Here is a 22160-nt window from a genome sequence, read left to right on the forward strand (position 1 = left end):
TCCTGTCTGGTCACGCTGTCGATCTTAGGGGCGCCCGGGTGGGGCGGCCGACCGGGAGCGGAGCCGCTGACACGGCTGTGGGCCCCGGCGGCGGCCGGGGCCCACAGCGGTGGCGCGGGGTCGAACTACTCCGTGCCGCCCTCCAGGCGGGCCAGCTCCTCGTCCACCACGGACGGGTCGAGCTTGGTGAACAGCGGCTGCGGGCGGTCGAGCGGGGTGCCCGGCACGATCGGCACCGACTCCCAGCGGGCCTCGTTGTCGGCGTACTCACCGGTGATCACCGGGTAGTCGACCGCCTCGCCGGAGCCGCCGATGGTGTCGTGGCCGCTCTCGATGCGGGGCATGCCGGTCCAGGTCCCGGTGCCGCCGAGCATCGCGTACACCTTGTTCGCGGACTCGGGCAGGTAGGGCGTGAGCAGCGTGTTGGCGTCGCTGACCAGCTGCAGGGCCACGTGCAGCACGGTGGCCATGCGCTCGGGGTCGGTCTTCTTCAGGGCCCAGGGCGCCTGGTCGGAGATGTACTTGTTGGCCTCGGCCACCGTGCGCATGGCCTCCTGGAGGCCGGCCTTGAACTGCGACCGCTCCAGCCGCGCGCCCACGGTCTCGAAGGCCGCCCGGGAGGCGGCCAGCACCCGCCGGTCCTCCTCGTTCAGCTCGCCCGCGGCGGGGATCTCCCCGAGGTTCTTCGCCGCCATGGAGATGGAGCGGTTGACCAGGTTGCCCCAGGCCGCCACGAGCTCGTCGTTGTTGCGGCGCACGAACTCGGCCCAGGTGAAGTCGGTGTCCTGCGTCTCGGGCCCGGCGGCCATGATGAAGTAGCGCAGCGCGTCGGCGGAGTAGCGCTCCAGGAAGTCGCGCACGTAGATGACGACGCGGCGCGACGAGGAGAACTTGCGGCCCTCCATGGTGAGGAACTCGCTGGAGACCACCTCGGTGGGCACGTTGAGGGCGCCCAGCGGACCCGCCTCGCCGCCCCGGTCGCCCTCGCCGCTCGCACCCAGCAGGATCGCGGGCCAGATCACCGAGTGGAAGACGATGTTGTCCTTGCCCATGAAGTAGTACGACCGGGCGTCGTCGTCCTGCCACCAGCGGCGCCAGGCCTCCGGCTCACCGACGCGCTTGGCCCACTCGATGGACGACGACAGGTAGCCGATCACCGCGTCGAACCACACGTACAGGCGCTTGTTGCCGTTGTCGCTCCAGCCCTCCAGGGGGATGGGCACACCCCAGTTGAGGTCGCGGGTGACCGCGCGCGGCTGGAGGTCCTCCACCAGGTTCAGGGAGAACTTGAGGACGTTGGGGCGCCACTCCCCCTCCTTGCCCTTGAGCCACCCCGTGAGGACCTCGGCGAACGCCGGCAGGTCCAGCATGAAGTGCTCGGTGTCCACGAACTCCGGCGTCTCGCCGTTGATGCGCGAACGGGGCGAGACGAGGTCGATCGGGTCGAGCTGGTTCCCGCAGTTGTCGCACTGGTCGCCGCGCGCGCCGTCGTAACCGCAGATGGGGCAGATACCCTCGATGTAGCGGTCGGGCAGCGTGCGGCCGTTGGACGGGGAGACCGCGCCCTGGGTGGTGCGGGTGAAGACGTAGCCGTTCTCGTACAGCGTGGTGAACAGCTGCTGGGCGACCGCGTAGTGGTTGCCGGTGGTGGTGCGCGTGAAGAGGTCGTAGGACAGGCCGAGGGCGACCAGGTCCTCGGCGATGATCCGGTTGTAGCGGTCGGCCAGTTCGCGGGGCGTCACGCCCTCCTGGTCGGCCAGCACCTGGACCGGGGTGCCGTGCTCGTCGGTGCCGCTGACCATCAGCACGTGGTTCCCCGACATTCGCTGGTAGCGCGAGAAGACGTCGGAGGGGACCCCGAAGCCGGAGACGTGGCCGATGTGGCGCGGGCCGTTGGCGTAGGGCCAGGCGACCGCGGTCAGGATGTGGCGATTCGACGACATGACACAAGACTAAAGGTGCGCGCCCGCGCTTTCACACGACCTCGCGGGCTCGACGCGGTGCTCGGGGCGCCGGGACACCGCCGCCGTGTCCACAGGGGCGGCGGACGGATTCCCCCCGGGCGTGCTGTACACGTATGCTCTGCGGGACGAGGCCGCGCGCCGCCGGGGCGCGCGCCGAAGTACCACGCTCACCCCGGTCCTTCACCTGAGGCGGTGGTCGCCACGGTTACCCGTGCCCTACCCCGTCCTGCCCACCACACCGCCGCGTTCGTGACGAGTGTGGTGCTGCTGGTGATCCTGTCGTTCCCGGTCAGCTCCATCCCCGGTGAGTCCGAAGCCGGTCCCGTGCCCGGTCCGGTGAGCGCACCGCTGGAGGAGGCGCCCGCCGAGGGCGCCACCGGCGGTGAGGCCCCGGAGGAGCGTGCCGAGCAGCACGCGGACCTGGTCGCGCAGGCCAAGGTGTCGGTGGGGCCGCCCACCACCACGTGCGACCGCGGCGTCCTGCGCGACCTGCCCGACGCCGTGCCGTCGTGCGCCCTGCGGCTGACCGCGTGGGACCAGCCCTGGTGGCCGCTTCCGCTCCCGCACCCCGATCCCGTTCCCGAACAGGACGACACCGGCGAACTGCCGCCCACACGGGCGCCGCCTCCCACCGCGAGCACGCTCATCTGACCTTCTTCCGGTCACTCCCCCGCCCCGGACCGTCCGGGCGCGCCGACCGGTACCCACCATTCGCAGTGAGAGGTTCACCTTGCCCAGTCAATCGGGAGCAGGGGGGCGCTGGACACGCGCCCTCATCTCCCTTCTCGTCATCCTCGTCGCGTTCGGCGCGGCGTGGATCATCCCCCCGCGTCTGGGGCTCGACCTCAGCGGCGGCACACAGATCGTCCTGGAGACCCAGGACGGCGCCGACGGCACGGAGGCCAACTCCGAGAACACCGACCAGGTCGTCGAGGTCCTGCGCCAGCGCATCGACCGGCTCGGCGTGGCCGAGTCGACGCTCTCGCGCTCCGGTGAGAACCGGATCATCGTCGAGCTGCCCGGGGTCCAGGACCCCACCGAGGCGGCGCAGATCGTCGGCCAGACCGCACAGCTGTCCTTCCACCCGGTCCTCGGCGTCACGGCCGGGGGCGGCCAGGGCGTCCAGGCGCCCGGCGACTCCGCGAACGCGCCCGCCGACGAGGCCCGCGCGCCCTCGGACGCCGAGGGCGGCGAGGAGGCGCCCGCCGACGGGGACGCGGAGTCCGCCGAGGGCTCCGGCGACGCCCCGCAGATGACCGAGGAGGAGATGCAGGAACTCCTCGGCGGCATGGGGAACGGCGGCACGGGGACCGGGCAGACCGGCCAGGAGGCCGAGGACCCCAGCCAGGTCGCGATGACCCTCCCGGACGAGCAGGGCAACTACCTGCAGCTCGGCGAGACGGCGGTCCCGGGTGACAGCGTCGCCAGCGCGGAGGCCGGTCTGGACCCGGTCAACCGCGCCGAGTGGGTCGTCAACGTCAGCTTCCGCGGTGAGGGCCGTGACCAGTGGGCCGAGCTCACCGGGCAGGCCGCCTGCTTCCAGGAGGGCGACCCGCGCCGCCGCGTGGCGATCGTGCTGGACAACCAGGTCATCTCCTCGCCCAGCGTCAACGACGCGGCGTGCGAGGTCGGCCAGCGCGAGGGCAGCACGACCATCAGCGGAAGCTTCACCTCCGAGTCGGCCAACGAGCTGGCCGTACTGATCGAGGGCGGCTCGCTGCCGCTGCCGGTCACCGAGGTGCAGCGACAGACGGTCGGCCCGACCCTCGGTGCCGCCGCCATCCAGGCCAGCGCCATCGCCGCCCTGCTGGGCATCGCGTTCACCGCGCTGTACATCACGCTGGTGTACCGCCTGGTCGGCTTCCTGGCCTCGGTCGCCCTGGCCTTCTACGCGCTCATCGCCTACGGAGTGCTCGTAGCGCTGGGGGCCACCCTCACCCTGCCGGGCCTGGCGGGCTTCGTGCTGGCGATCGGTATGGCCATCGACGCGAACGTGCTCATCTTCGAACGGGCGCGTGAGGAGTACCAGCGGCAACAGCAGACCTACGACGCGAACAAGTCGGCGGGCATGCAGGACGCCACCGACGCCGAGGTCAGGCGGGCCGAGTCCGGTATCGCGACCCGCCGTCGCCGCCGGGCCATCCCGGCCAGCCTGGAGAAGGCCTTCGTCGAGGGCTCGCACAAGGCGTGGAGCGCGGTGATCGACACCAACATCACCACGCTGATCGCCGCGGCGCTGCTGTTCTTCTTCGCCTCCGGCACGGTCCAGGGCTTCGGCGTCACGCTGAGCATCGGCACCCTGGTGTCGATGTTCTCGGCACTGGTCGTGGCCCGCGTGCTCGTGGAGTGGGCGGTGCGCCGCGCCGTCGTCCGCAAGCACCCGGCGGTCAGCGGTCTGAGCAGGATCGGCGCCGTGCGCGCGTGGCTGGTCCGGAAGAACCCGGACCTGATGAAGTACCGCAAGCACGCGCTGGTCGCCGCCGCGGCGGTCGTCCTGGTCTCCATCGCCGCCCCGTTCGTGCAGTCGCCCAACCTGGGCGTGGAGTTCACGGGCGGACGCGTCCTGGAGTACGAGATCACCGGCGACGAGGACCTGTCGGTGGACGAGGCGCGCGAGATCGTCGCCGGGCTGGACTTCTCCGGCGCGGACACCGCGGTCGTGCAGGAGGCCGGGGACAGCGACATCTCCGTCCGTACCGGCAACATCTCCGATCCCGAGGCGGCGAGCGTCACCGAGGCGCTGGACTCGGCGACCGGTGGCGCGGAGATGGTCAGCGACGAGCTGATCGGTCCGAGCATGGGCGACGAGCTGCGCAACCGGGCGTTCATCGCGCTCGCCGCGGCGCTCGCCCTGCAGCTGGTCTACCTGGCCTGGCGGTTCCGCTGGTCCTTCGGTGTGGCCACGATGCTGTCGCTGGCGTTCAACCTGGTCCTGGTGATCGGGCTGTTCGTCTGGCTGGGCAAGCCGATCGACGGCGTGTTCCTCGCCGCCCTGCTGAGCGTCATCGGTTTCACCGTCAACGACACGGTGGTGGTGCTCGACCGGGTGCGCGACGAATGGGCGAAGGACGACAAGTCCTCGTTCGTCGAGATCGCCAACCGCGCGGTGCTCAACACCCTGCCGCGTACGGTCAACACCAGCGTCGGCGCGCTGATCATCCTGGGCTTCCTCACCTTCTTCGGTGGGACCTCGCTCCAGGACTTCTCCATCGCCATGCTGGTCGGTCTGTCCACGGGTGTGGTCTCGACGGTGTTCGTCGCGGTTCCGCTAGCCATCTGGCTGCAGAGGTGGGACCGGACGGCGGCGCCGCACGTGATCAAGGAGCGCAAGAACCGGGCGCGGGTGGCCGCCAAGGCCAGCCGCGAGGAGGGCGACGGCGCGGTCGTCTGACCTGCCCGACCCCGCACGGGGCCGCCCGGAACGGTTGTACGCCGTTCCGGGCGGCCCCGTCCGCTTTGACGCGGTGCGCCGGTCGGGCACCGCGGCGGTAATGCCGTCCCGGCCGCCGGTCGGCGCAGAGGGGCGGTCCCGTGTCCGCTGTGACCCGGGCCCGCAGCGGGACGGCCGCTCCGGCGGAACGCCCTGCCCGTCGCCACACTTCGCCTCGCGTGGCGGCCCGTCTCCGGGGCGCACCGTGGCGACCCTGCCGGGCGCAGGCCACCGCCCGCGCTCCGGTCAGTCGGCGGTGACCCCGTGCACGAGGTCGTAGACCCGGCGCTTGGGCACGCCCGACTCCTTGGCCACCCGGACGATGGCCTCCTTGCGGCGCACGCCCTCGTCCTCCAGTGCGGCGACCGCGGCGACCAGGTCCGCCGGGCCGACCTGCTCCGGGCGGACGCGCACGCCCTCCACCACCACGGAGATCTCCCCGCGCACGCCCTCGGCGGCCCAGGCGGCGAGTTCGCCCAGCCCGCCCCGGCGCACCTGCTCGTAGGTCTTGGTCAGCTCCCGGCACACCGCCGCGCGCCGGTCGGCGCCGAAGGCCCGGGCCATCGCCTCCAGGGTGGCGGCGATCCGGTGCGGGCTCTCGAAGAACACCATGGTGCGGCGCTCGCCGGCCAGCTCCTCCAGGTAGCCCGCCAGCCCCTTGCGGGGCGGGAAGCCCTCGAAGCAGAAGCGGTCCGTGGGCAGGCCGGAGACGACCAGCGCGGTGGTCACGGCGGACGGACCCGGGATCGACGTGACCGGGATGTCCTCCTCGGCGCAGGCCGCGGTCAGCCGGTAGCCCGGGTCGGAGACGCCGGGCATGCCCGCGTCGGTCACCACCAGGACGTCCGTACCGCCGCGCAGATCGGCCATCAGGTCGTCCGTGCGCCTGGACTCGTTGGCGTCGTAGTAGGACACCACCCGGGCGCCCTCCTCCCCGCCCAGGCGCACTCCCGCGCGGGAGGCGAACTGGCGTAGCCTGCGGGTGTCCTCCGCGGCGATGACGCGAGCGGTCTCCAGCGCGCGCAGCAGTCTGGGCGGCGCGTCGCCCGCGTTTCCGATGGGAAGCCCGGCGAGCGTCAACGTCCCGAACCCCTCCCCACGGCCTGCACCCTCAACCACTGTGATCCCCGTCCTGTCACGCTACGGTTGGCTCATTACGCCACCCGAAACCTGGTTTCGCGGTCCGTCCGCAATGGACAACCATCTCCGACCCCAACCTACGAGCCGAGATGACCACCACCGCACTTTCCTCCGAGGTCGACCCGCCGACCCCACCCGCACGGTCCCGCGCGGCCGCCCTCCGCGCCCGCCTGTCCCCACCCACCACGACCTGGTGGGTGGGCTGGCTCGGGGCCTTCCTGGTCACCGCCTTCGCCGGCGCGCTGCGCTTCTACCGCCTCGGCGAGCCCGACCGGATCTACTTCGACGAGACCTACTACGCCAAGGACGCCTACGGGCTCCAGGCATACGGCTACGAGCACGACTCCCTGGAGAACGCCGACCAGCTGCTCGGCCAGGGGCCCGTCGACTTCTTCGACGGTAGCGGCGACTTCGTCGTCCACCCGCCGGTCGGCAAGTGGATGATCGCCCTCGGCGACTGGCTGTGGGCGCTCCTGCCGTTCGGTGAGTCCATGACCCCCGAGGCCTGGCGGTTCGCCTCCGCGCTGGCGGGCGTGGCGACCGTGTTCATCCTGGTGCGGCTGGCGACCCGCATGACCCGCTCGGTGCTGCTGGGCTGCACCGCGGGTCTGATCCTGGCCCTGGACGGACTGCACTTCACGCTGAGCCGGATCGCGATGGTGGACGTCTTCCTCACCCTGTGGGTGGTGGCGGGGTTCGCGTGCCTGGTGGTCGACCGCGACGCCACCCGGGAGCGGCTGGCGCGGCTGAGCGAGGCGGGGGTCGACGTCACGACCCGGTGGTGGCTGGGCGCGCGCTGGTGGCGGCTCGCGGCCGGCCTGTGCTTCGGGCTCGCGGTCGGTACGAAGTGGTCGGCCCTGTTCTTCGTGGCGGCCTTCGGCCTGCTGACGGTGGCGTGGGACTACGGCGCGCGGCGCAGCGTGGGACAGCGGAGGCCGATGGGGCGGTGGCTGCTGGTCGACGCGATCCCGGCGTTCCTCCAGACGGTGGTGGTGGCCGGGATCGTCTACGTGGTGTCGTGGACCGGGTGGCTGGTCACCCGGGGCGGCTACAACCGCGGTTTCGCCGACGGCATGGCGCCGGACTGGCTGCCCGCGCCGGTGGCGGGGCCGCTGGAGGCGTTCATCGGACTGGCGGACTACCACGACCGGATGATGAACTTCCACAGCGGCCTGACCAGCGACCACTCCTACATCTCGGCGCCGTGGGAGTGGCTGGTCATGCGCACCCCGGTGATGTTCGCCTACGAGGGCGAGGCCGTGGGGTGCCCGTCGGGCGACTGCGTGGCCTCGGTGGTCTCCATCGGCACCCCGGTCCTGTGGTGGATCAGCATCCTGGCGGTCTGCGTGATGCTCGGCTGGTGGGCGACCTTCCGCGACTGGCGGGCCGGCGCGGTCCTGCTCGCGGTGGCGGCGGGGTGGCTGCCCTGGTTCGCCTTCCCGGACCGTCCGATGTTCCTCTTCTACGCCCTGCCCGTCCTGCCGTTCCTGGTCCTGGCCATCGTGCTGATGCTCGGGCTGGTGATGGACGCCGGAGAGAACAACGCCCGCTTCGGCCCGTACCTGCGCGCGATGGGCGGAGTCGTCTTCGGCGTGTTGTTGCTCCTGATCATCGCCCATTTCGCCTATCTCTACCCGGTACTGGCCGCCTATCCGATCGATGAGCAGTCCTGGCGGCAGCGGCTCTGGTTCGACGTGTGGATCTACGGCAACGGCTCTTCCTGAGCGCCCTTCGCCGCGACCTTTCCCACCCGTCCGCCCTCCATCGCCCCGAGACGCCACGCGAAAGGGAGTGCCTCCGCCCCCGACCCCTCCGGCACCGGTTCTTTCCCGGCGAGCCCCGGACGATCTCCATTAGTCGCCCGGGGCTCGGAAATCAACACTTTCGAGTAGCCGAAACAGGACACGTGGGAAGTGTGGATTCCTCGCGGAAAAGGCTCGGCAGGGCGGGGTGCTCCCTGGTACTGTCTGCAACTGGTTGCTGTTGTTGTTTCCATGGATGCCCGAGGCGCCTCGCGGAACTGCACGTGGGCGCTGGTCGGGCCGGTCCCGTCAGTGCGGCGCCCGGCGACCCGGGGCCAGCAGGGTGCGGCCCCGCAGTAGTCCCCAAGGGAGAGCACATGGCTCAGGGCACCGTGAAGTGGTTCAACTCTGAGAAGGGTTTCGGGTTCATCGCCGTCGAGGGTGGTCAGCCCGACGTGTTCGTCCACTACTCGGCGATCGCGGGAACCGGCTTCCGGAACCTGGAAGAGGACCAGAAGGTCGAGTTCGACATCATCCAGGGCCCCAAGGGCCCGCAGGCGGCCGACGTTCGGACGGCCTGACCTGACACAGGCGTTTCCCAGCCCTCCGCCCACCGTGCGGGGGGCTGGTCCGCGTCCGGGGCCGGTCCGCGGTCGTGGTGCGCATGTGATCTGGACATGGTTACCCATCGGCACCGATACCGGTAACCTCGTTGTAGCCGGTCGGTACGCGAGGGGCGGGGTCAGGCATGTTCAACATCGGTGGCGGAGAGTTCGTCGTCCTGCTCATCCTCGCCTTGCTGATCTTCGGGCCCGATCAGCTCCCCAAGGCCGCGCAGCAGATCGGCCGCGTCCTGCGCCAGTTGCGGACCATGGCCAACTCCGCCACCAGCGACCTCAAGGAGGGGCTGGGCCCGGAGTTCAAGGACCTGGACGTCAAGGACCTCAACCCCAAGCGCTTCGTGCAGAAGCACTTCTGGGAGGACGAGGAGTCGGAGCGCAGGCCCGCCGCGCGGCTCAACGGCAAGCGCCCCCCGTTCGACGACGAGGCCACCTGAGCCCGCTCCGGCCTCAGCCGAAGAGCATCAGGACGAACAGCCCCAGGCCCATCAGGATCAGTGATCCGACGATGATGGCCGGCGACCCCACCAGCAGCACCAGGACCTCGACCGCCAGCGCCCCGCCCAGGGCCGCCGCCGGCCACGGCCAGCGCGGAGCCGCGGGCCAGTCGTGCCTGCGCTCGCGTTCGGTCGAGATGAGGAACGCCGCGCCGATGAGCACCCAGAACACCAGGTGGGCGACGGCGCGGGTGCCGGGATCGACGTAGTCGGCCATTCCCCCGACCACCATCACGTAGGTCAGCGTGCCCGCCAGGAGCCGCCAGTGCCCGCCGCCGCGGCGCGCGGGGATGACCTTGCGGCGGGCGGGGGTGGTCCGACGGAAGCGCTCCGCGGCCACCGGCGGCCCGTCCTCCTCCGGCACGGGTTCCACGGTGGGGCGGGGCGGGGGCGAGGGCGGCTCCGGAGCGGGCGGCTCGTAGCCGCCGACCGCCTCGGGCTCGTCGGGGTACTGGGGGCCGCCGGGTTCCTGGCGGGGGTCGGACACGGGTGATCCGCCGTCCCTTCACGGTCGGCGCGGTCCGGGAGGGACCGTGTTCGTCAGTGGAGACCTACCCGCGACGCTCACGGCCCAAATCCGGCTCTTTCCCCGGGCCGCCGGAGGGCCGCCGCCGCGGAAGAAGCCCGGCCGATCGGCGGATCGGCCGGGCCCACAGCGCACGGATCCGCCCGGACCCGCGTGGACTGGTTACTGCCAACTCCAACCAGCGCCGATTCTGGCGTTCGGTGCATGCGTAGTCATGGCATCTACCTTTCTCGTGGCTCCCAGCCCATCCCGGAACCAAGATGGACCATGGGCGTGTGTTCCACAAGACCCGAGGCCGAACATTCATCCCACCATGGCCGAGTGACGACCAAAGGCAGGATCCGAGGGCCGAATTCACGGCCCGGACAGGCATTTGTGCAGCTCAGGCGGGTTCGGATTCGAGAACGCGAGAAGTGTCCTCCCCGCTGACCTGCAAAGACAACTCCTGAGTTCGGCAAAAACATTCATTCTTTGATTACGCACAGCAACGTTCCGCCAATGCGACATCGGCCGAGTTCCCCTAATGCCGGCCCGCATCGGCCCGCGCGCATCGAAAGGACGAACGGGGTCACGGCAGGCAGGAGTACCCGGACACTCGCGGATAAAACAGACCTCCCGGACTATGCTCACATACGCACCGCGTTCACCAGGCCTGCACCGTCTGTCACAGGAATCCGGGCCCCGAAGCCTTGCGGGCGCGGGCGTGCGCGCCTCGGCCCCTGGTTTCGGTCTTGCGGTAAAGGCATTTAGCGCATGACCAAGCCAGAGGTGCGCCTGGAACCCCGGCCGAGTCGACGGCGGAGAGGATCACGCCGGAGGCGATGCGGCGCGCGGAATCAGGACGGCTCCCGGTCGGCGGACGCGTCGAAGAGCAGTCCGGCACTGCGCCTGGTGATGGTGAGCAGGTCGGTGTCGGCGAACAGGGCCCTGACCCCGGAGGTGTCGAGGTTCCCGTTGAGGGCCAGCGTGGCGATGCCGTGCACGATCGCCCATCCGGCCACCACGGCCGCGGCGGAGTCCTCGACGGCGACACCCCGGTCCCCGAGGGTGTCGACCCCGCCGGTGAGCTCGGCGAAGGCCGCGCCGCGGGCCGCGGCGAGTTCGGCGTCGCCCTCGTCCAGCAGCCGGGGCGCGAACATCACCTGGAAGTGCCCGGGGCGGTCCACGGCGAAGCGCACGTAGGCCACACCGGCGTCCAGCAGGCCGCCGCCCTCCGCTCGCGCGTGGCGCAGGCGCTCGGCCAGGCACCGGAAGCCCTCGACCGCCAGGGCGTTGAGGACGCCCTCACGGCCGCCGAAGTGGTGCCGGGGGGCCGTGTGGCTGACGCCGAGATCGGCGGCGAGGGAACGCAGGCTGAACGCGTAGGGGCCTTCGCTCTCGATGACCTCGGCCGCCCTCTCCAGGACGGCGGCCCGCAGGTTTCCGTGGTGGTACGCGTCTGCTGCCATGGGTGGACTCTACGCCGGAAAGTTGCCACCGCGAAGATCCCGGCGAGCCCTGCCCTCCCGGGGATGCGGCCCTGGGGCACGCGGGCGCGGGGGATGTAGGATGGGAGGCGTGTCCGGCCGCCCCGCCACAGGGGATAGCAGCTTCGCCGGTGACACTCGAGGCTCCGGTCCGGAGACCGCCCGCCCAGGGAACAGCGACTACGCACCGGACCGGAACCGCGCGAGGGCCCGCCCCAGCAGGGACGGGCCCTCGCCCATGTGCGGCGTTGCCGTACTCTGCCGGAGTACGGCACGCGTGAGGCCCTGCCCCCCGAAGGGAACAGGGCCTCACTGTCTGCGGTGGAGCTATGGGGATTTGAACCCCAGACCCCCTCGATGCGAACGAGGTGCGCTACCGGACTGCGCCATAGCCCCTTGAAGACGAGACACAGCCTAGCAGGAATTCTCGGATGGTCCGAACGCGCTCCGACCAGCCGTCGCCCGCCACCGCCCGAGCGCGCCCGGCGAGGGACGGTCCACCACCCTTGGCGGACGGCCCCCGGCCGCGGCCCCGTGCCGGTCAGTCGCCGGCGGCGCGGAGGCGGGCGTCCGCGTACTGGTCGTACACCTGGCTGCGCCGTTCCTGGAGCGCGATGACCTGGGCCAGGCGCTCGGCGTCGCGGCGCTCCTCTTCCTCCTCCGCCCGGCGGGCCATGACGGCCGCACGGCGGCGAGCCCGAAGGAGCGCCTCGCGGCGTTCGGCGTCGGCCTTGGCCGCCTCGCGCAGGAGCGCCAGGTGACCCGCGAGCAGGAGCACCGGCGGAGCGATGACCCACCACGGCCCGAGCCCGAACGCGACCGCGACGACCGTGGCGAGGCTCACCAGGAGCAGGCCGCTGGTGCGTCGGCGCCGCCGGGCGATGACCCGGCCCCGCGACTCGCGTCCCACACGGTGGCGGCCCCGGCGCGGGTCCGCCGTCCGGACCGGCCGGTCGGGCACGGACCCTTCGACTCCCTCGTCCGCTCCGTCCCGCATGTCCTCCGCGCGCGCGCCGTACGGCTCGGTGTCGCGGACGCCGTCGTCCCGGTCGAGGTCGTCGGACCCGTCCGTGGCGTCGGCGGCCTCGCGGTCGACGTCGTCGGCCCGGGCCCCGGCGTCCTCGGTGTCCTCGTCCTCCCGGCGGTGCTCATAGGCGTCCGCCGAGTCCTTGCGCAGGAGCATCGGCACGAGCACGATGAGCCACACCACCACGATGGCGAGGTACAGAGGGGAGCTGCTCATCACCCCTCCTCACGATGACGGCCACTGAACATTGGTCGACGCCTCGCCGACACCGCGTCGCGTGGAACGCCTTCGGGGTTGGATGCCCCCCGACCGGACTTCGTTCCCGATCCCCCTCGGATCGGACCCGAATCCCGTGAGCCATATCCACGCGTTGGCCGCATCGTCAATGCGTCTATGTTCCGCACGGTACGACCCCGTGTCCATAAATGCGCCACATTCTGACCGGAGTGTCGCAAGATTGTGGACCCTTAGTTTCGGTCGGTCGTCCTGGGATCGGGAAAACCCAGGTCAGACTGTGACTTCGGAGCGCGACACCAATTCAACGCAAAGTAATGAGTCAATGTGACTAAAGAGAGGTTTAGGATCCGGATGCACCGGAGAACGGGCCATGTTCAGTTCGACCCCGGCCGTGGACGCGCCGGATCACGCGGATCACCGCCACCGTTCGGGCCCTCGGACCCCAAAGCGGAACCAGGGTCGGAACCGGGCGTGCCCGGAGGCTCCCCCTGCGTGCCGCCCGGACCGGAGGGAGTCCCGTCGCGCCATCTGCGCAGCAGTCCGTGGGGCACCTCCTCCGCGGTGACGGCGTAGCAGATGTGGTCGCGCCAGGCGCCGTCGATGTGCAACTGGCGCCTTCGCACCCCCTCGTCCCGAAAGCCCAGTTTGGCCACCACACGCCGGCTCGCCCGGTTCTCCGGGCGGATGTTGGCCTCGATCCGGTGCAGTCCGACGTGGAAGAACGCGTGGTCGACGGCGAGCGCGACCGCCGTCGGCGTGATCCCGCGGCCCGCGTGGCCGCTGTCCACCCAGTAGCCGACCTGAGCCGACCTGGCCGACCCCCACACGATGGCGCCCACGGTCAGCTGGCCGACGAACCGGCCGTCGTAGGTGATGGCCCAGGGCATGGACAGCCCGTGGCGCGCCTCCCGGCGGATCGCCTGCAGCATGCCGATGTAGGGGGACAGGCCGGTGGTGCGGAGCGGCATCTCGGGATAGGTCGGCTCCCAGGGCCGCAGCCATTCCTCGTTGCGGGCGCGGGTGTCGCGCAGTGCGACGGCGTCGCGGAGCCGCAGCGGACGCAGCACGACCGGCCCTTCCCTCAGGGTGACGGGCCACCCTTGCCTGCGATTCACGACCGTCCCTCCGATGCCTCCGGCGCCGCCGTCCCGGGGTTCGACACCGGCCCCGGCGCCCCGGGACCTCTGCTGACGGTGACGCCTTCCAGTATTCCACTCCATGGGTGTGACGTGGCGCGCGTCACCCCCGCCGACTGCGAATCGGTCGATTCAAAACTCGACTAGTCGCCCACCAAAACTGAAGCCTTGGTCAAGGAATTGCCCGCGTACGGAATGCCCGAGGTGTGATTCCGGTCATTGTCCGGCGTCATTAGCGGGCGCGTGGTCGCCGCCTCGGATCTGGTCGAGGGCGTGCAGCAGAACCGGCTCCAGCACGGTCATGCCGTCCTTCACGCCTCCGGTGGAGCCGGGCAGGTTGACCACCAGCATGCGGTGCCCGTCGCGCTCGGCCACACCGGCCAGGCCCCGCGACAGGATCGCGGTGGGGACGCCCTTGTCCCGTCCGGCAGAGCGCAGCGCCTCGGCGATCCCGGGGATCTCGTAGGCCAGCAGCGGCCTGGTCGCCTCGGGCGTGTGGTCCTGCGGCGTCAGGCCGGTCCCCCCGCTCGTGATCACGGCGTCCGCGCGCGTGTCCAGGGCCCGGCCGATCGCCTCGGCCACGGGGGCGCCGTCGGGCACCACCCAGGGGCCCAGGACCGAGCAGCCGAGCGCCCGCAGCCGCTCGACGAGGACCGGGCCGGACCGGTCGGGGTAGACGCCCGCGGCCGCCCGGTTGGAGGCCGTGACCACGGCGACACGCGGCGCGTCGGACTCCTCGCGCTCACTCACCGCGCCTCCAGTGGCCCTTCTTGCCGCCCGTCTTCTCCTCGACCCGGACGCGGGTGACCTCGGCCTCGGGGTCGAGCGCCTTGACCATGTCCACCAGGCCCAGGGCCGCGGTCATGACACAGGTCAGGGCCTCCATCTCCACGCCGGTCCGGTCGGCCGTGCGCACCGTGGCGCTGATGTCCACGCCGTCGTCCGCCACGGTGAGCTCGACGTCCACGCCGTGCACCGCGATGGGGTGGCACAGGGGCACGAGGTCGGGTGTGCGCTTGGCGCCCTGGATCCCGGCGATCCGGGCGACCGCCAGGGCGTCGCCCTTGGGCACCTCGCCGCCCCGCAGCGCGGCGACGGTCTCGGGGGTGAGCAGGACCCGGCCGGTGGCCGTCGCGGTCCGCGCGCTGACCGTCTTGGCCGAGACGTCGACCATGCGTGCCGCGCCGGACTCGTTCAGGTGGGTGAATCCGGAGGGGTGGTCGGCCCCCTCCGGCCGTGGGGTGTCGCTCATCGTGGCCAGTTTCCGCTCGAACGCCGAACACGGCCCACCGGTGGGGTCGGCCGCGTGGGCGCCGTGCCGCGCCCACCACGAAGGTACGGCACCGGGCGCCCGCGTGTCGGCCTGGGCGAACCGGGAACGGGGTTCGAGGGCCGCCGAAAGTCCGCGAGGCGGGCGCGGCGACGGGAGCCGCGGGGCGGTTGGAGGGGGACCGGCTCCGAAGAGCCCCGCTCAGGGGAGTTCGGACGGTCGCACGGCCCCGATCCGAAGAACGCCGCTCAGGGAAGACCGGGCAGTCGCACGACCTCGCCTGGGAACCCGCTCCGGGGAACCCCGTTCAGGGGAGTTCGGGCAGCCGGACGACCTCGACGACCGCGCCCTCGGGCAGTTCGGTGGTGTCCTCGGGCACCACGACCAGGGCGTTGGCACCCGCCAGGGCGGAGAGCTGGTGGGAGCCCTGGCGCGAGGCCGGGGCGACGGTGCGGCCCGCGGTCGCCCCGTCGGTGTCCTCGGACAGGACGGCGCGCAGGTAGGAGCGGCGGCCGGGCGGCGAGGCCACCGGTGCGGTCAGGACCGCGCGCGTCGTGGGCAGCGACCGGGGCGCCAGGCCCCGCAGCCTGCGCAGCGCGGGCAGCACGAACACCTGGAAGGACACGTAGGCGCTGACGGGGTTGCCGGGCAGGGTGATGATCGGCGTCCCCTCCGGCCCCACGGTGCCGAATCCCTGCGGCTTGCCGGGCTGCACGGCCACCTGCGTGAACTCGACGGTGCCCAGTCGGCCCAGGACCTCCTTGACGACGTCGTAGGCGCCCATGCTCACGCCCCCGGTGGTGACGACGACGTCGGCCCGGCCCAGCAGGCCCTCCAGGGTCTCCATCACGGTGGCCGGGTCGTCGCCGACGAAGCCGTGCCGGTGGACGTCGCACCCGGCCTCCCGGGCGGCCGCCGCGATCATGAAGCTGTTGGACTCCCAGATCTGGCCGTGCCCGAGGGGGCGCCCGGGTTCGACGAGCTCCTCCCCGGTGGAGAGCACCACGACACGGGGGCGGGGGTAGACCGGCACGGTCCTGCGGCCGACCGCCGCCAGGACGCCCATCTCCCCCGGTCCCAGGCGCACGCCGGAACGCAGCACGGTGGTGCCCTCGCGGACGTCGTCCCCCGCGCGCCGGATGGCGTTGCCGACGCGTACGGGGCGGTCCACGGCGACGGTCGCGGTGCCGCCGTCGGTCCACTCGACGGGGACGACGGCGTCGGCGCCCTCGGGCAGGGGCGCGCCGGTCATGATGCGGGCGCACAGCCCCGGCCGCACCGCCGTGGGCGTGGCGTCCCCGGCGGGGATGTCGGCGACCACGGGCAGCCGGACGGGGGCGTCAGGGGCGGCCTGGTCCAGGTCGGCGGCGCACACCGCGTAGCCGTCCATGGAGGAGTTGTCGAAGCCCGGCAGGTCCACGGGGGACACGACGTCGGCGGCGAGCACGGTGCCGTGCGCCCGCAGCAGGTCGAGTTCGGTGGGTTCGGGTGCCGCGATCAGCGCCAGGATGTCCGTGATGTGCTGTTCGACGGTCTTCACTGGATGGTCCTCCCGGGTCGTGGATCCGTGGGGCCGCCTCCCCGCCCTCTGGAGGTGACCGGCGTCCCATTGTCCCCGTATCCGGGACACGCGGGCCCGGCCGGTCGAGGCGGGCCCGCGGTGGTTCAGCCCTGCTGGGCCCCCTGCCGGTCGACGAACTCCCGCAGCCACGGCAGCAGTTCGGCGGCGAGGTCCGGCCGGCGGCACGCGAAGTCCACGACGGTCCGGATGTAGTCGGCCTTGTTGCCGGTGTCGTAGCGGCGGCCGCGGAAGAGCACGCCGCGCACCGTCCCGCCGTCCTCGGGCTTGCGGCGGGCCAGCTCGCGCAGGGCGTCGGTGAGCTGGATCTCGCCGCCCCGGCCGGGCGGGGTCTCTTGGAGCACGGGGAAGACGGCCGGGTCGCACACGTAGCGGCCGATGATCGCCCACCGGCTCGGCGCCTGCTCGGGGGCGGGCTTCTCCACGAGGTCGGTGACGGTGACGACGTCGGGCTCGTCGGTGGGCTCGATCCCGGCGCAGCCGTACAGGGAGACCTGCTCCGGTTCGACCTCCATGAGGGCGACCACGCTGCCGCCGTACTCCTCGCGCACCTCGATCATGCGGCGCAGCAGGTCGGCGGACTCGATGAGGTCGTCACCGAGCAGGACCGCGAAGGGGTTGTCGCCGACGTGCGCCGCGGCGCACAGCACGGCGTGCCCCAGGCCGCGCGGGTCCCCCTGGCGGACGTAGTGCATCTGGGCGAGGCCGTCGGACTCGCGTACGGAGCGCAGGCGCTCATCGTCGCCCTTGATCGCCAGCGCCTCCTCCAGCTCGTAGGCGCGGTCGAAGTGGTCCTCGATGGAACGCTTGTTGCGGCCCGTGATCATCAGGACGTCGCGGAGGGTGGCCGCGACGGCCTCCTCCACGACGTACTGGATCGCGGGCTTGTCCACGATGGGCAGCATCTCCTTGGGAGTGGCCTTGGTCGCGGGGAGGAATCGCGTGCCCAGCCCGGCCGCGGGCACGACCGCCTTGGTGACGGGAAGGGACGAGGAACGGGGTCGTGTCTGCTCGGTGTCGGCACTCATGTCGGCACTTTAGGACAGTCGGTCATCGCGTCGTGGCCTCCACACCGGCGGTGATGACAAGAAGTCCCGGCGGTTTCGGGCGAAGGACCGGATTCCGCTACCGAATGTTCACCAGGAGCGAACGAACGCGTCGTGAGGCGCGGATGACACACTGAGCCCATGAGTGACCAAGGGGACCGCGACCGGTCCGCCAAGCGGGAACTGCGCCGCCGCGTCCTGTCCGAACGGCGCGCCAGGGACGCGTCGGAGCGGGCGAGGGCCGGGGCGGCGGTCCGGGACGCGCTCATGGCCGTGCCGTGGCTCTCGATGGCGGGGACGGTGGCGTGCTACTACTCCGTCGGCGGCGAGCCGGACACGCGGGGACTGGTGACCGCGCTGTGGAAGCGCGGAACGTACGTGCTGCTGCCGGTCTTCCTACCGGGGGGCTACCTGGACTGGGCGTCCTTCGACGGCCCCGAGAGCCTCGCGGAGGCCGGGCACGGCCTGCTGGAGCCGACCGGACCCCGGTACGGCCCCGGAGCCCTGGCCCGGGCGGACGCGGTCGTGTGCCCGGCCCTGGCGGTGGACCGGTCCGGCATGCGGCTGGGCCGGGGCGCGGGCTGCTACGACCGCGCGCTGGCCGCCAAGGGGCCGCACACCCCGGCGATCGCGGTCGTGCACGACGAGGAGTGGGTGGAGCGGGTCCCGGCGGAGCCGCACGACCGCCCCGTGGACGCGGTGCTCACCCCGGGCGGCGGCCTGCACGTGTTCGATCCGGCCTCACCGGTGTGGCCCGACCGCGGCCGGCGACCCGGCCACTGAGACCGGGGTCCCCGCGGGAACGGACCGCCGTTCGGCGCGACGGTCGCGGGTGGGGATTAAGCGACGCGTGCCCCGCGTTGACGCTGACGGTCGCGCCCGACGACGCCGATGGCCCGGCACCGCGGCCTCCACGTGCGTCCTTCGGGTGAGGTGCTGTCACCGCCTCGGTCGGCGAGCGCGTACTATTTAGCAGTCAACGGGCGAGAGTGCCAGCATAGGAGGACCCGAACAGTGCCTACGTATCAGTACGCGTGCACAGAGTGCGGCGCCCAGATGGAGGTCGTGCAGAGCTTCAGCGACGAGTCCCTGACCGTCTGCCCCGAGTGCGAGGGACGCCTGCGCAAGGTGTACTCCGCCGTCGGCATCGTGTTCAAGGGTTCGGGCTTCTACCGCACCGACAGCGGCAAGTCCTCCAACAGCTCCGTCGTGACCGGCTCCGGTGAGGGCAAGGACGGCGGCGCGGACAGCACCAAGACCGACGCCCCGGCCGCCGCGAGCGCCTCCACGGACTCCGCGAAGCCGTCCTCCTCGGACTCGGCCGCCTCGTCGAGCGCCTCGTCCTCCGGCACCACCACAAGCAGCAGTAGCAGCACCAGCAGCGCCGCCGCGGCGAGCTGAGCCGCCGGGGCCGTTGACCGCGTGACCGCGCCGCCGTGCCCACGGCGGCGCACTGCTGTTCCCCGCTCCCGGCCTCTCCGCCGCCCCTCGCGCCCGCACCGGAGCCCGGCCGTTCCACCCCGCGCGCCCTCGGTGCCCCTCCACACGATCACGCCTGTGGACAACCGCCCGGAGGCCGATTCCCGGCCTAACGTTGGCGTATGGCCGACGTCTCACCTCCCTACCGGCACCGGGGCGCCCTGACGCGCCTGGTGGACCGGCACCGGCGCGTCATCGCCACCCTCCTGGCCGCCGCGGCGCTCCTCGGCGCCGTGCTCGCCGTTCGCCCCTTCTCCGCCCCTGCCGCCGAGGTGCTCGTCGCCGCCCGCGACCTGGACGCCTCCTCCCCCGTGGCCCGCGGTGACCTCGCCGCCCGCGCCCTGCCCGCCGCCGCGGTCCCCGAGGGCGCCCTGAGACCCACGACGGAGACCGAGGGGCGTACGCTCAACGCCCCGGTCCGCCGAGGCGAGGTGATCACCGACGCACGCCTGACGAACCCGCCCGCGCGGGCCCACGGCCCGGACCTGATCGCGGTCCCGGTACGCGTCGCCGACCCCGGCGCGGTGGCGCTGCTCGCGCCCGGCAGCCGGGTGGACGTGCTCGCCGCGACCGGAGTCGGCGACCTCCCGCCGGCCCGCGCCGGACCGGCCGCGGAGGTGGTGCGCGACCGGCCCGTTCTGGCCCTGCCCGCGGCCGCGGAGGGCGGGGAGGGCGACGCCCTCATCCTCATCGCCGCCACCCCGGCGGAGGCCCGGGAGCTGGCGGGGCACGCGGCCCTCTCCCGCCTGTCCATCACCATCCGCGGTTGACCGACGACGAATCGTGGTGAAAGCTGGTCAGGCTCTTGTCCCGAGTACTCCGGACATGTCCGCCCCGGCCCCCCGGGTTCGAGTCGGCGGGACCGGGCACCCCGCACACACAACACGAGAACGTAGGACAGTTCCCATGGAAGGCTTCAAGAAGTTCCTGCTCCAGGGCAACCTGGTGCAGCTGGCGGTCGCTGTCGTCATCGGCGCGGTCTTCGCCAACCTCATCACGGCGTTCACCGAAGGGTTCATCACCCCGCTCATCGGGATCTTCGGCGGCATCCCCACCTTCACCGACCTCTACTTCGAGATCAACGGCAGCAGGTTCCTGTACGGCGCGTTCGTCGACGCGCTCATCTCGTTCCTGCTCACCGCCGCGATCCTCTACTTCTTCGTGGTGATGCCGGTCGGCAAGCTGCTGGAGAGGTTCCAGAAGGCGGAGGAGGCCAGTACGCGGTCCTGCCCGTTCTGCCTCACCGGCATCGACAGGAAGGCCACCAGGTGCTCCTCCTGCACGAGTGAGGTCCAGGCGGAGACCGTCTGAGACACGGCGGGGGCGGCCCCGTACGGACCGCCCCCGTGCATCGTCACCGTCGTCAGCTCGTCACGGTCGTCAGCCGCTGTACTCCCAGTGCCACGGCTCGAACGGGCTGGACTTGGCCCAGGCGGGGTGGTGCCACCCGTACTCCCCGCCGTTGGCCTCCATCCAGTTCCAGCGCTCGGACCGGAAGTTCTGGATCCCGCAGCCGAGGTCGATCGCCTGGCCGAGGCCGTGGTTGCTCGTACCGGGGACGGCGGCGAAGCCGGGCGCGACCTCGCCGTACACCCGCTGCTGGTTGGGCAGGTCGCGGTAGGCGCTGGTGATGCAGATGTTCTCGCCGTACTCCTCCACGTACTTCTGGTTGAGCATGAGGAAGTCCACCGCGGCGTCGGCACGCAGGAACTTGTCGTCGTAGAGCTCGCAGAGGGCGTCCTGCGGCAGCAGGCCGTTGGGGTAGCCGTTGGCGTTGGAGGCGGCGTCAGCGTCGCAGTTGCCGGCCGCCATGTAGGTCTCCAGGTCCAGGCCGCGGGCGTCGAGTTCGCCGACCAGCTCCTCGGTACGGGCCTCCGACTCCTCCCGCAGCTCGGCCACGTCGGCGGCCAGTTCGGCCTGTTCCAGCTGCGTGGCGGTCTGCAGCCGCTGCGCTTCGCCGGCGAGCTCCACCTGCTCCTCGCGCAGGTCCGTGGCGTCCTGGATGAAGGCCTGGTTGTCCTCGGAGATCTTGGCCGCGTACGACTGCGTCTGCAGGTCCTCGTCGAGCGATCCGGAGGCAAGGACCGCCAGGACGCCGCCGCTGGGCTGCTGGTAGAGCGTGCTGGCCAGCCGGGCGAGCGGCTCGCGCATGTCGCTGAGCTCGGCCTCGGTCTGCTGGAGCTCGTGGATGGTCTCCACCAGCTCCTCCTGAGCGTTCTCCAGGGCCTCGGCGCGCTCTTCCTGCTCCTCGGTCGCCTGTTCCAGCTCCTCCGCGGCGGCTTCCGCCTGCTCGCGCAGCTCCTCCAGGTCCTGTGCCGAGGCCGAGGGCATCGCCCCCGGAAACGGGGGGACGACGAGCAGGGTAATGGCGACGACGAGTGCCAGCGCCTGCGCGACCCTCATCCGCCCGTGGGAAAACGCCGCGAACGTGGTCGGCACCCCGCTAGTACCCGGTACGCGGGACCCCCGCCGCGCCGAATCAGAAGTGAACGGCACGAATGATCCTCCGGCTGCTTTTCCTCGAACACCTACCGTGGCCGCAACGCAACGTACTACATGTCCACATGCGGTCACACGGAGCCGAACCGCCAGAGGGTCACTGATCGGTATAATTTCGCGCCCTTCGACGGACGCACCCTCTGACACCTGATATCAGGCCAGGTCACAGCGGCCTCAACTGCGATCCCCGGACTCCCACCACGGGTGCCCCTGATTCGTGCGCGACCTGACAGCCACACACACTATGAACAACATCACACCGCCGCAAGGACAACCAATCGTAGGCCAGCGTACTCCGCCCGGCCCCCAGCGTCCCCGCGCAGCGCCCGGGGGACACGGAACGGCTCCCCATCCACCCGCATCCTGGGTTAGTCTTGGCCTGGCGATGGGCGACCTCTGGCCCTCGTCCACGAGGCTCCATAGCTCAGGGGATAGAGCACCGCTCTCCTAAAGCGGGTGTCGCAGGTTCGAATCCTGCTGGGGCCGCATAGGTTGACCTCCG

Annotated in this window: 20 protein-coding genes and 2 tRNA genes; 10 read left to right on the top strand and 12 right to left on the bottom strand. The window is 71.6% G+C overall.

What is annotated here, in order from left to right; all coding sequences use genetic code 11:
- Positions 1-125 precede the first annotated feature (125 nt).
- Positions 126-1943, bottom strand: a complete 1818-nt coding sequence (metG, locus tag ADL05_RS13340; RefSeq protein ID WP_053617262.1) for a methionine--tRNA ligase — start codon at positions 1941-1943, stop codon at positions 126-128.
- Between the two features lie 270 nt (positions 1944-2213).
- Between metG and ADL05_RS13345 the strand changes: the two genes are divergently transcribed.
- Together ADL05_RS13345 and secD are read left to right on the top strand one after the other, a co-directional pair.
- Positions 2214-2615, top strand: a complete 402-nt coding sequence (locus ADL05_RS13345) for a hypothetical protein (protein WP_082376369.1) — start codon at positions 2214-2216, stop codon at positions 2613-2615.
- Between the two features lie 79 nt (positions 2616-2694).
- Entirely contained in the window at positions 2695-5355 is a 2661-nt protein-coding gene (gene secD, locus ADL05_RS13350) for a protein translocase subunit SecD (RefSeq protein WP_053617264.1), read from the top strand.
- Positions 5356-5640: 285 nt separating this feature from the next.
- Here secD and rsmI read toward each other — a convergent pair whose 3' ends face one another.
- On the bottom strand, positions 5641-6474 hold the full coding sequence (gene rsmI / locus ADL05_RS13355) for a 16S rRNA (cytidine(1402)-2'-O)-methyltransferase (protein WP_197285790.1): 834 nt from the start codon (positions 6472-6474) through the stop codon (positions 5641-5643).
- 149 nt (positions 6475-6623) lie between these two features.
- Between rsmI and ADL05_RS13360 the strand changes: the two genes are divergently transcribed.
- The 3 genes from ADL05_RS13360 (at position 6624) to ADL05_RS13370 (ending at position 9333) form a co-directional block, all read left to right on the top strand.
- Complete coding sequence (locus ADL05_RS13360; protein WP_053617266.1) at positions 6624-8258, top strand: dolichyl-phosphate-mannose--protein mannosyltransferase; 1635 nt, start codon at positions 6624-6626, stop codon at positions 8256-8258.
- Between the two features lie 395 nt (positions 8259-8653).
- Positions 8654-8857 (top strand): cold-shock protein, encoded by a 204-nt coding sequence (locus ADL05_RS13365; RefSeq protein WP_053617267.1) that lies wholly within the window; start codon positions 8654-8656, stop codon positions 8855-8857.
- Positions 8858-9024: 167 nt separating this feature from the next.
- On the top strand, positions 9025-9333 hold the full coding sequence (locus tag ADL05_RS13370) for a sec-independent translocase (RefSeq protein ID WP_053617268.1): 309 nt from the start codon (positions 9025-9027) through the stop codon (positions 9331-9333).
- A gap of 13 nt (positions 9334-9346) precedes the next feature.
- On the opposite strand, the gene ADL05_RS13375 is transcribed toward ADL05_RS13370, so the two are convergent.
- The 9 genes from ADL05_RS13375 to galU all read right to left on the bottom strand — a co-directional run bounded on the left by ADL05_RS13375 (position 9347) and on the right by galU (position 17662).
- Positions 9347-9880: a hypothetical protein gene (locus ADL05_RS13375; RefSeq protein WP_053617269.1), complete on the bottom strand. Its 534-nt coding sequence runs from the start codon at positions 9878-9880 to the stop codon at positions 9347-9349.
- 875 nt (positions 9881-10755) lie between these two features.
- Entirely contained in the window at positions 10756-11367 is a 612-nt protein-coding gene (locus tag ADL05_RS13380) for a TetR/AcrR family transcriptional regulator (protein ID WP_053617270.1), read from the bottom strand.
- A gap of 340 nt (positions 11368-11707) precedes the next feature.
- A tRNA-Ala gene (locus ADL05_RS13385) sits at positions 11708-11781 on the bottom strand.
- Positions 11782-11926: 145 nt separating this feature from the next.
- Positions 11927-12628, bottom strand: a complete 702-nt coding sequence (locus tag ADL05_RS13390) for a hypothetical protein (RefSeq protein WP_053617271.1) — start codon at positions 12626-12628, stop codon at positions 11927-11929.
- Between the two features lie 395 nt (positions 12629-13023).
- On the bottom strand, positions 13024-13764 hold the full coding sequence (locus tag ADL05_RS13395) for a GNAT family N-acetyltransferase (protein WP_053617272.1): 741 nt from the start codon (positions 13762-13764) through the stop codon (positions 13024-13026).
- Between the two features lie 237 nt (positions 13765-14001).
- A complete protein-coding gene (locus ADL05_RS13400; protein ID WP_231640735.1) occupies positions 14002-14535 on the bottom strand; it encodes a molybdenum cofactor biosynthesis protein B in 534 nt (177 codons plus the stop codon).
- A complete protein-coding gene (moaC, locus tag ADL05_RS13405) occupies positions 14528-15037 on the bottom strand; it encodes a cyclic pyranopterin monophosphate synthase MoaC (protein ID WP_053617273.1) in 510 nt (169 codons plus the stop codon). Before moaC ends, ADL05_RS13400 begins: the two co-directional genes overlap by 8 nt.
- Positions 15038-15362: 325 nt before the next feature.
- Positions 15363-16595: a gephyrin-like molybdotransferase Glp gene (gene glp / locus ADL05_RS13410; protein WP_053617274.1), complete on the bottom strand. Its 1233-nt coding sequence runs from the start codon at positions 16593-16595 to the stop codon at positions 15363-15365.
- A 125-nt stretch (positions 16596-16720) separates the two neighbouring features.
- Positions 16721-17662 carry a UTP--glucose-1-phosphate uridylyltransferase GalU gene (gene galU / locus ADL05_RS13415; RefSeq protein ID WP_053617275.1) on the bottom strand — a complete coding sequence of 314 codons (942 nt, stop codon included), beginning with the start codon at positions 17660-17662 and terminating at the stop codon, positions 16721-16723.
- Positions 17663-17821: 159 nt separating this feature from the next.
- On the opposite strand from galU, the gene ADL05_RS13420 reads away from it, so the two are divergent.
- The 4 genes from ADL05_RS13420 (at position 17822) to ADL05_RS13435 (ending at position 20470) form a co-directional block, all read left to right on the top strand.
- A complete protein-coding gene (locus ADL05_RS13420) occupies positions 17822-18463 on the top strand; it encodes a 5-formyltetrahydrofolate cyclo-ligase (RefSeq protein WP_053617276.1) in 642 nt (213 codons plus the stop codon).
- A gap of 231 nt (positions 18464-18694) precedes the next feature.
- Positions 18695-19081, top strand: a complete 387-nt coding sequence (locus tag ADL05_RS13425) for an FmdB family zinc ribbon protein (protein ID WP_053617277.1) — start codon at positions 18695-18697, stop codon at positions 19079-19081.
- A 200-nt stretch (positions 19082-19281) separates the two neighbouring features.
- On the top strand, positions 19282-19929 hold the full coding sequence (locus ADL05_RS13430; RefSeq protein ID WP_053617278.1) for an SAF domain-containing protein: 648 nt from the start codon (positions 19282-19284) through the stop codon (positions 19927-19929).
- A gap of 136 nt (positions 19930-20065) precedes the next feature.
- Positions 20066-20470, top strand: a complete 405-nt coding sequence (locus ADL05_RS13435) for an MscL family protein (RefSeq protein WP_053617279.1) — start codon at positions 20066-20068, stop codon at positions 20468-20470.
- A 69-nt stretch (positions 20471-20539) separates the two neighbouring features.
- On the opposite strand, the gene ADL05_RS13440 is transcribed toward ADL05_RS13435, so the two are convergent.
- Positions 20540-21655 (bottom strand): D-alanyl-D-alanine carboxypeptidase family protein, encoded by a 1116-nt coding sequence (locus tag ADL05_RS13440; RefSeq protein ID WP_053617280.1) that lies wholly within the window; start codon positions 21653-21655, stop codon positions 20540-20542.
- Positions 21656-22071: 416 nt separating this feature from the next.
- Between ADL05_RS13440 and ADL05_RS13445 the strand changes: the two genes are divergently transcribed.
- A tRNA-Arg gene (locus ADL05_RS13445) sits at positions 22072-22144 on the top strand.
- Positions 22145-22160: the final 16 nt, after the last annotated feature.

Source organism: Nocardiopsis sp. NRRL B-16309 (genome assembly GCF_001279585.1).
In the GTDB taxonomy this organism is placed as follows: domain Bacteria; phylum Actinomycetota; class Actinomycetes; order Streptosporangiales; family Streptosporangiaceae; genus Nocardiopsis.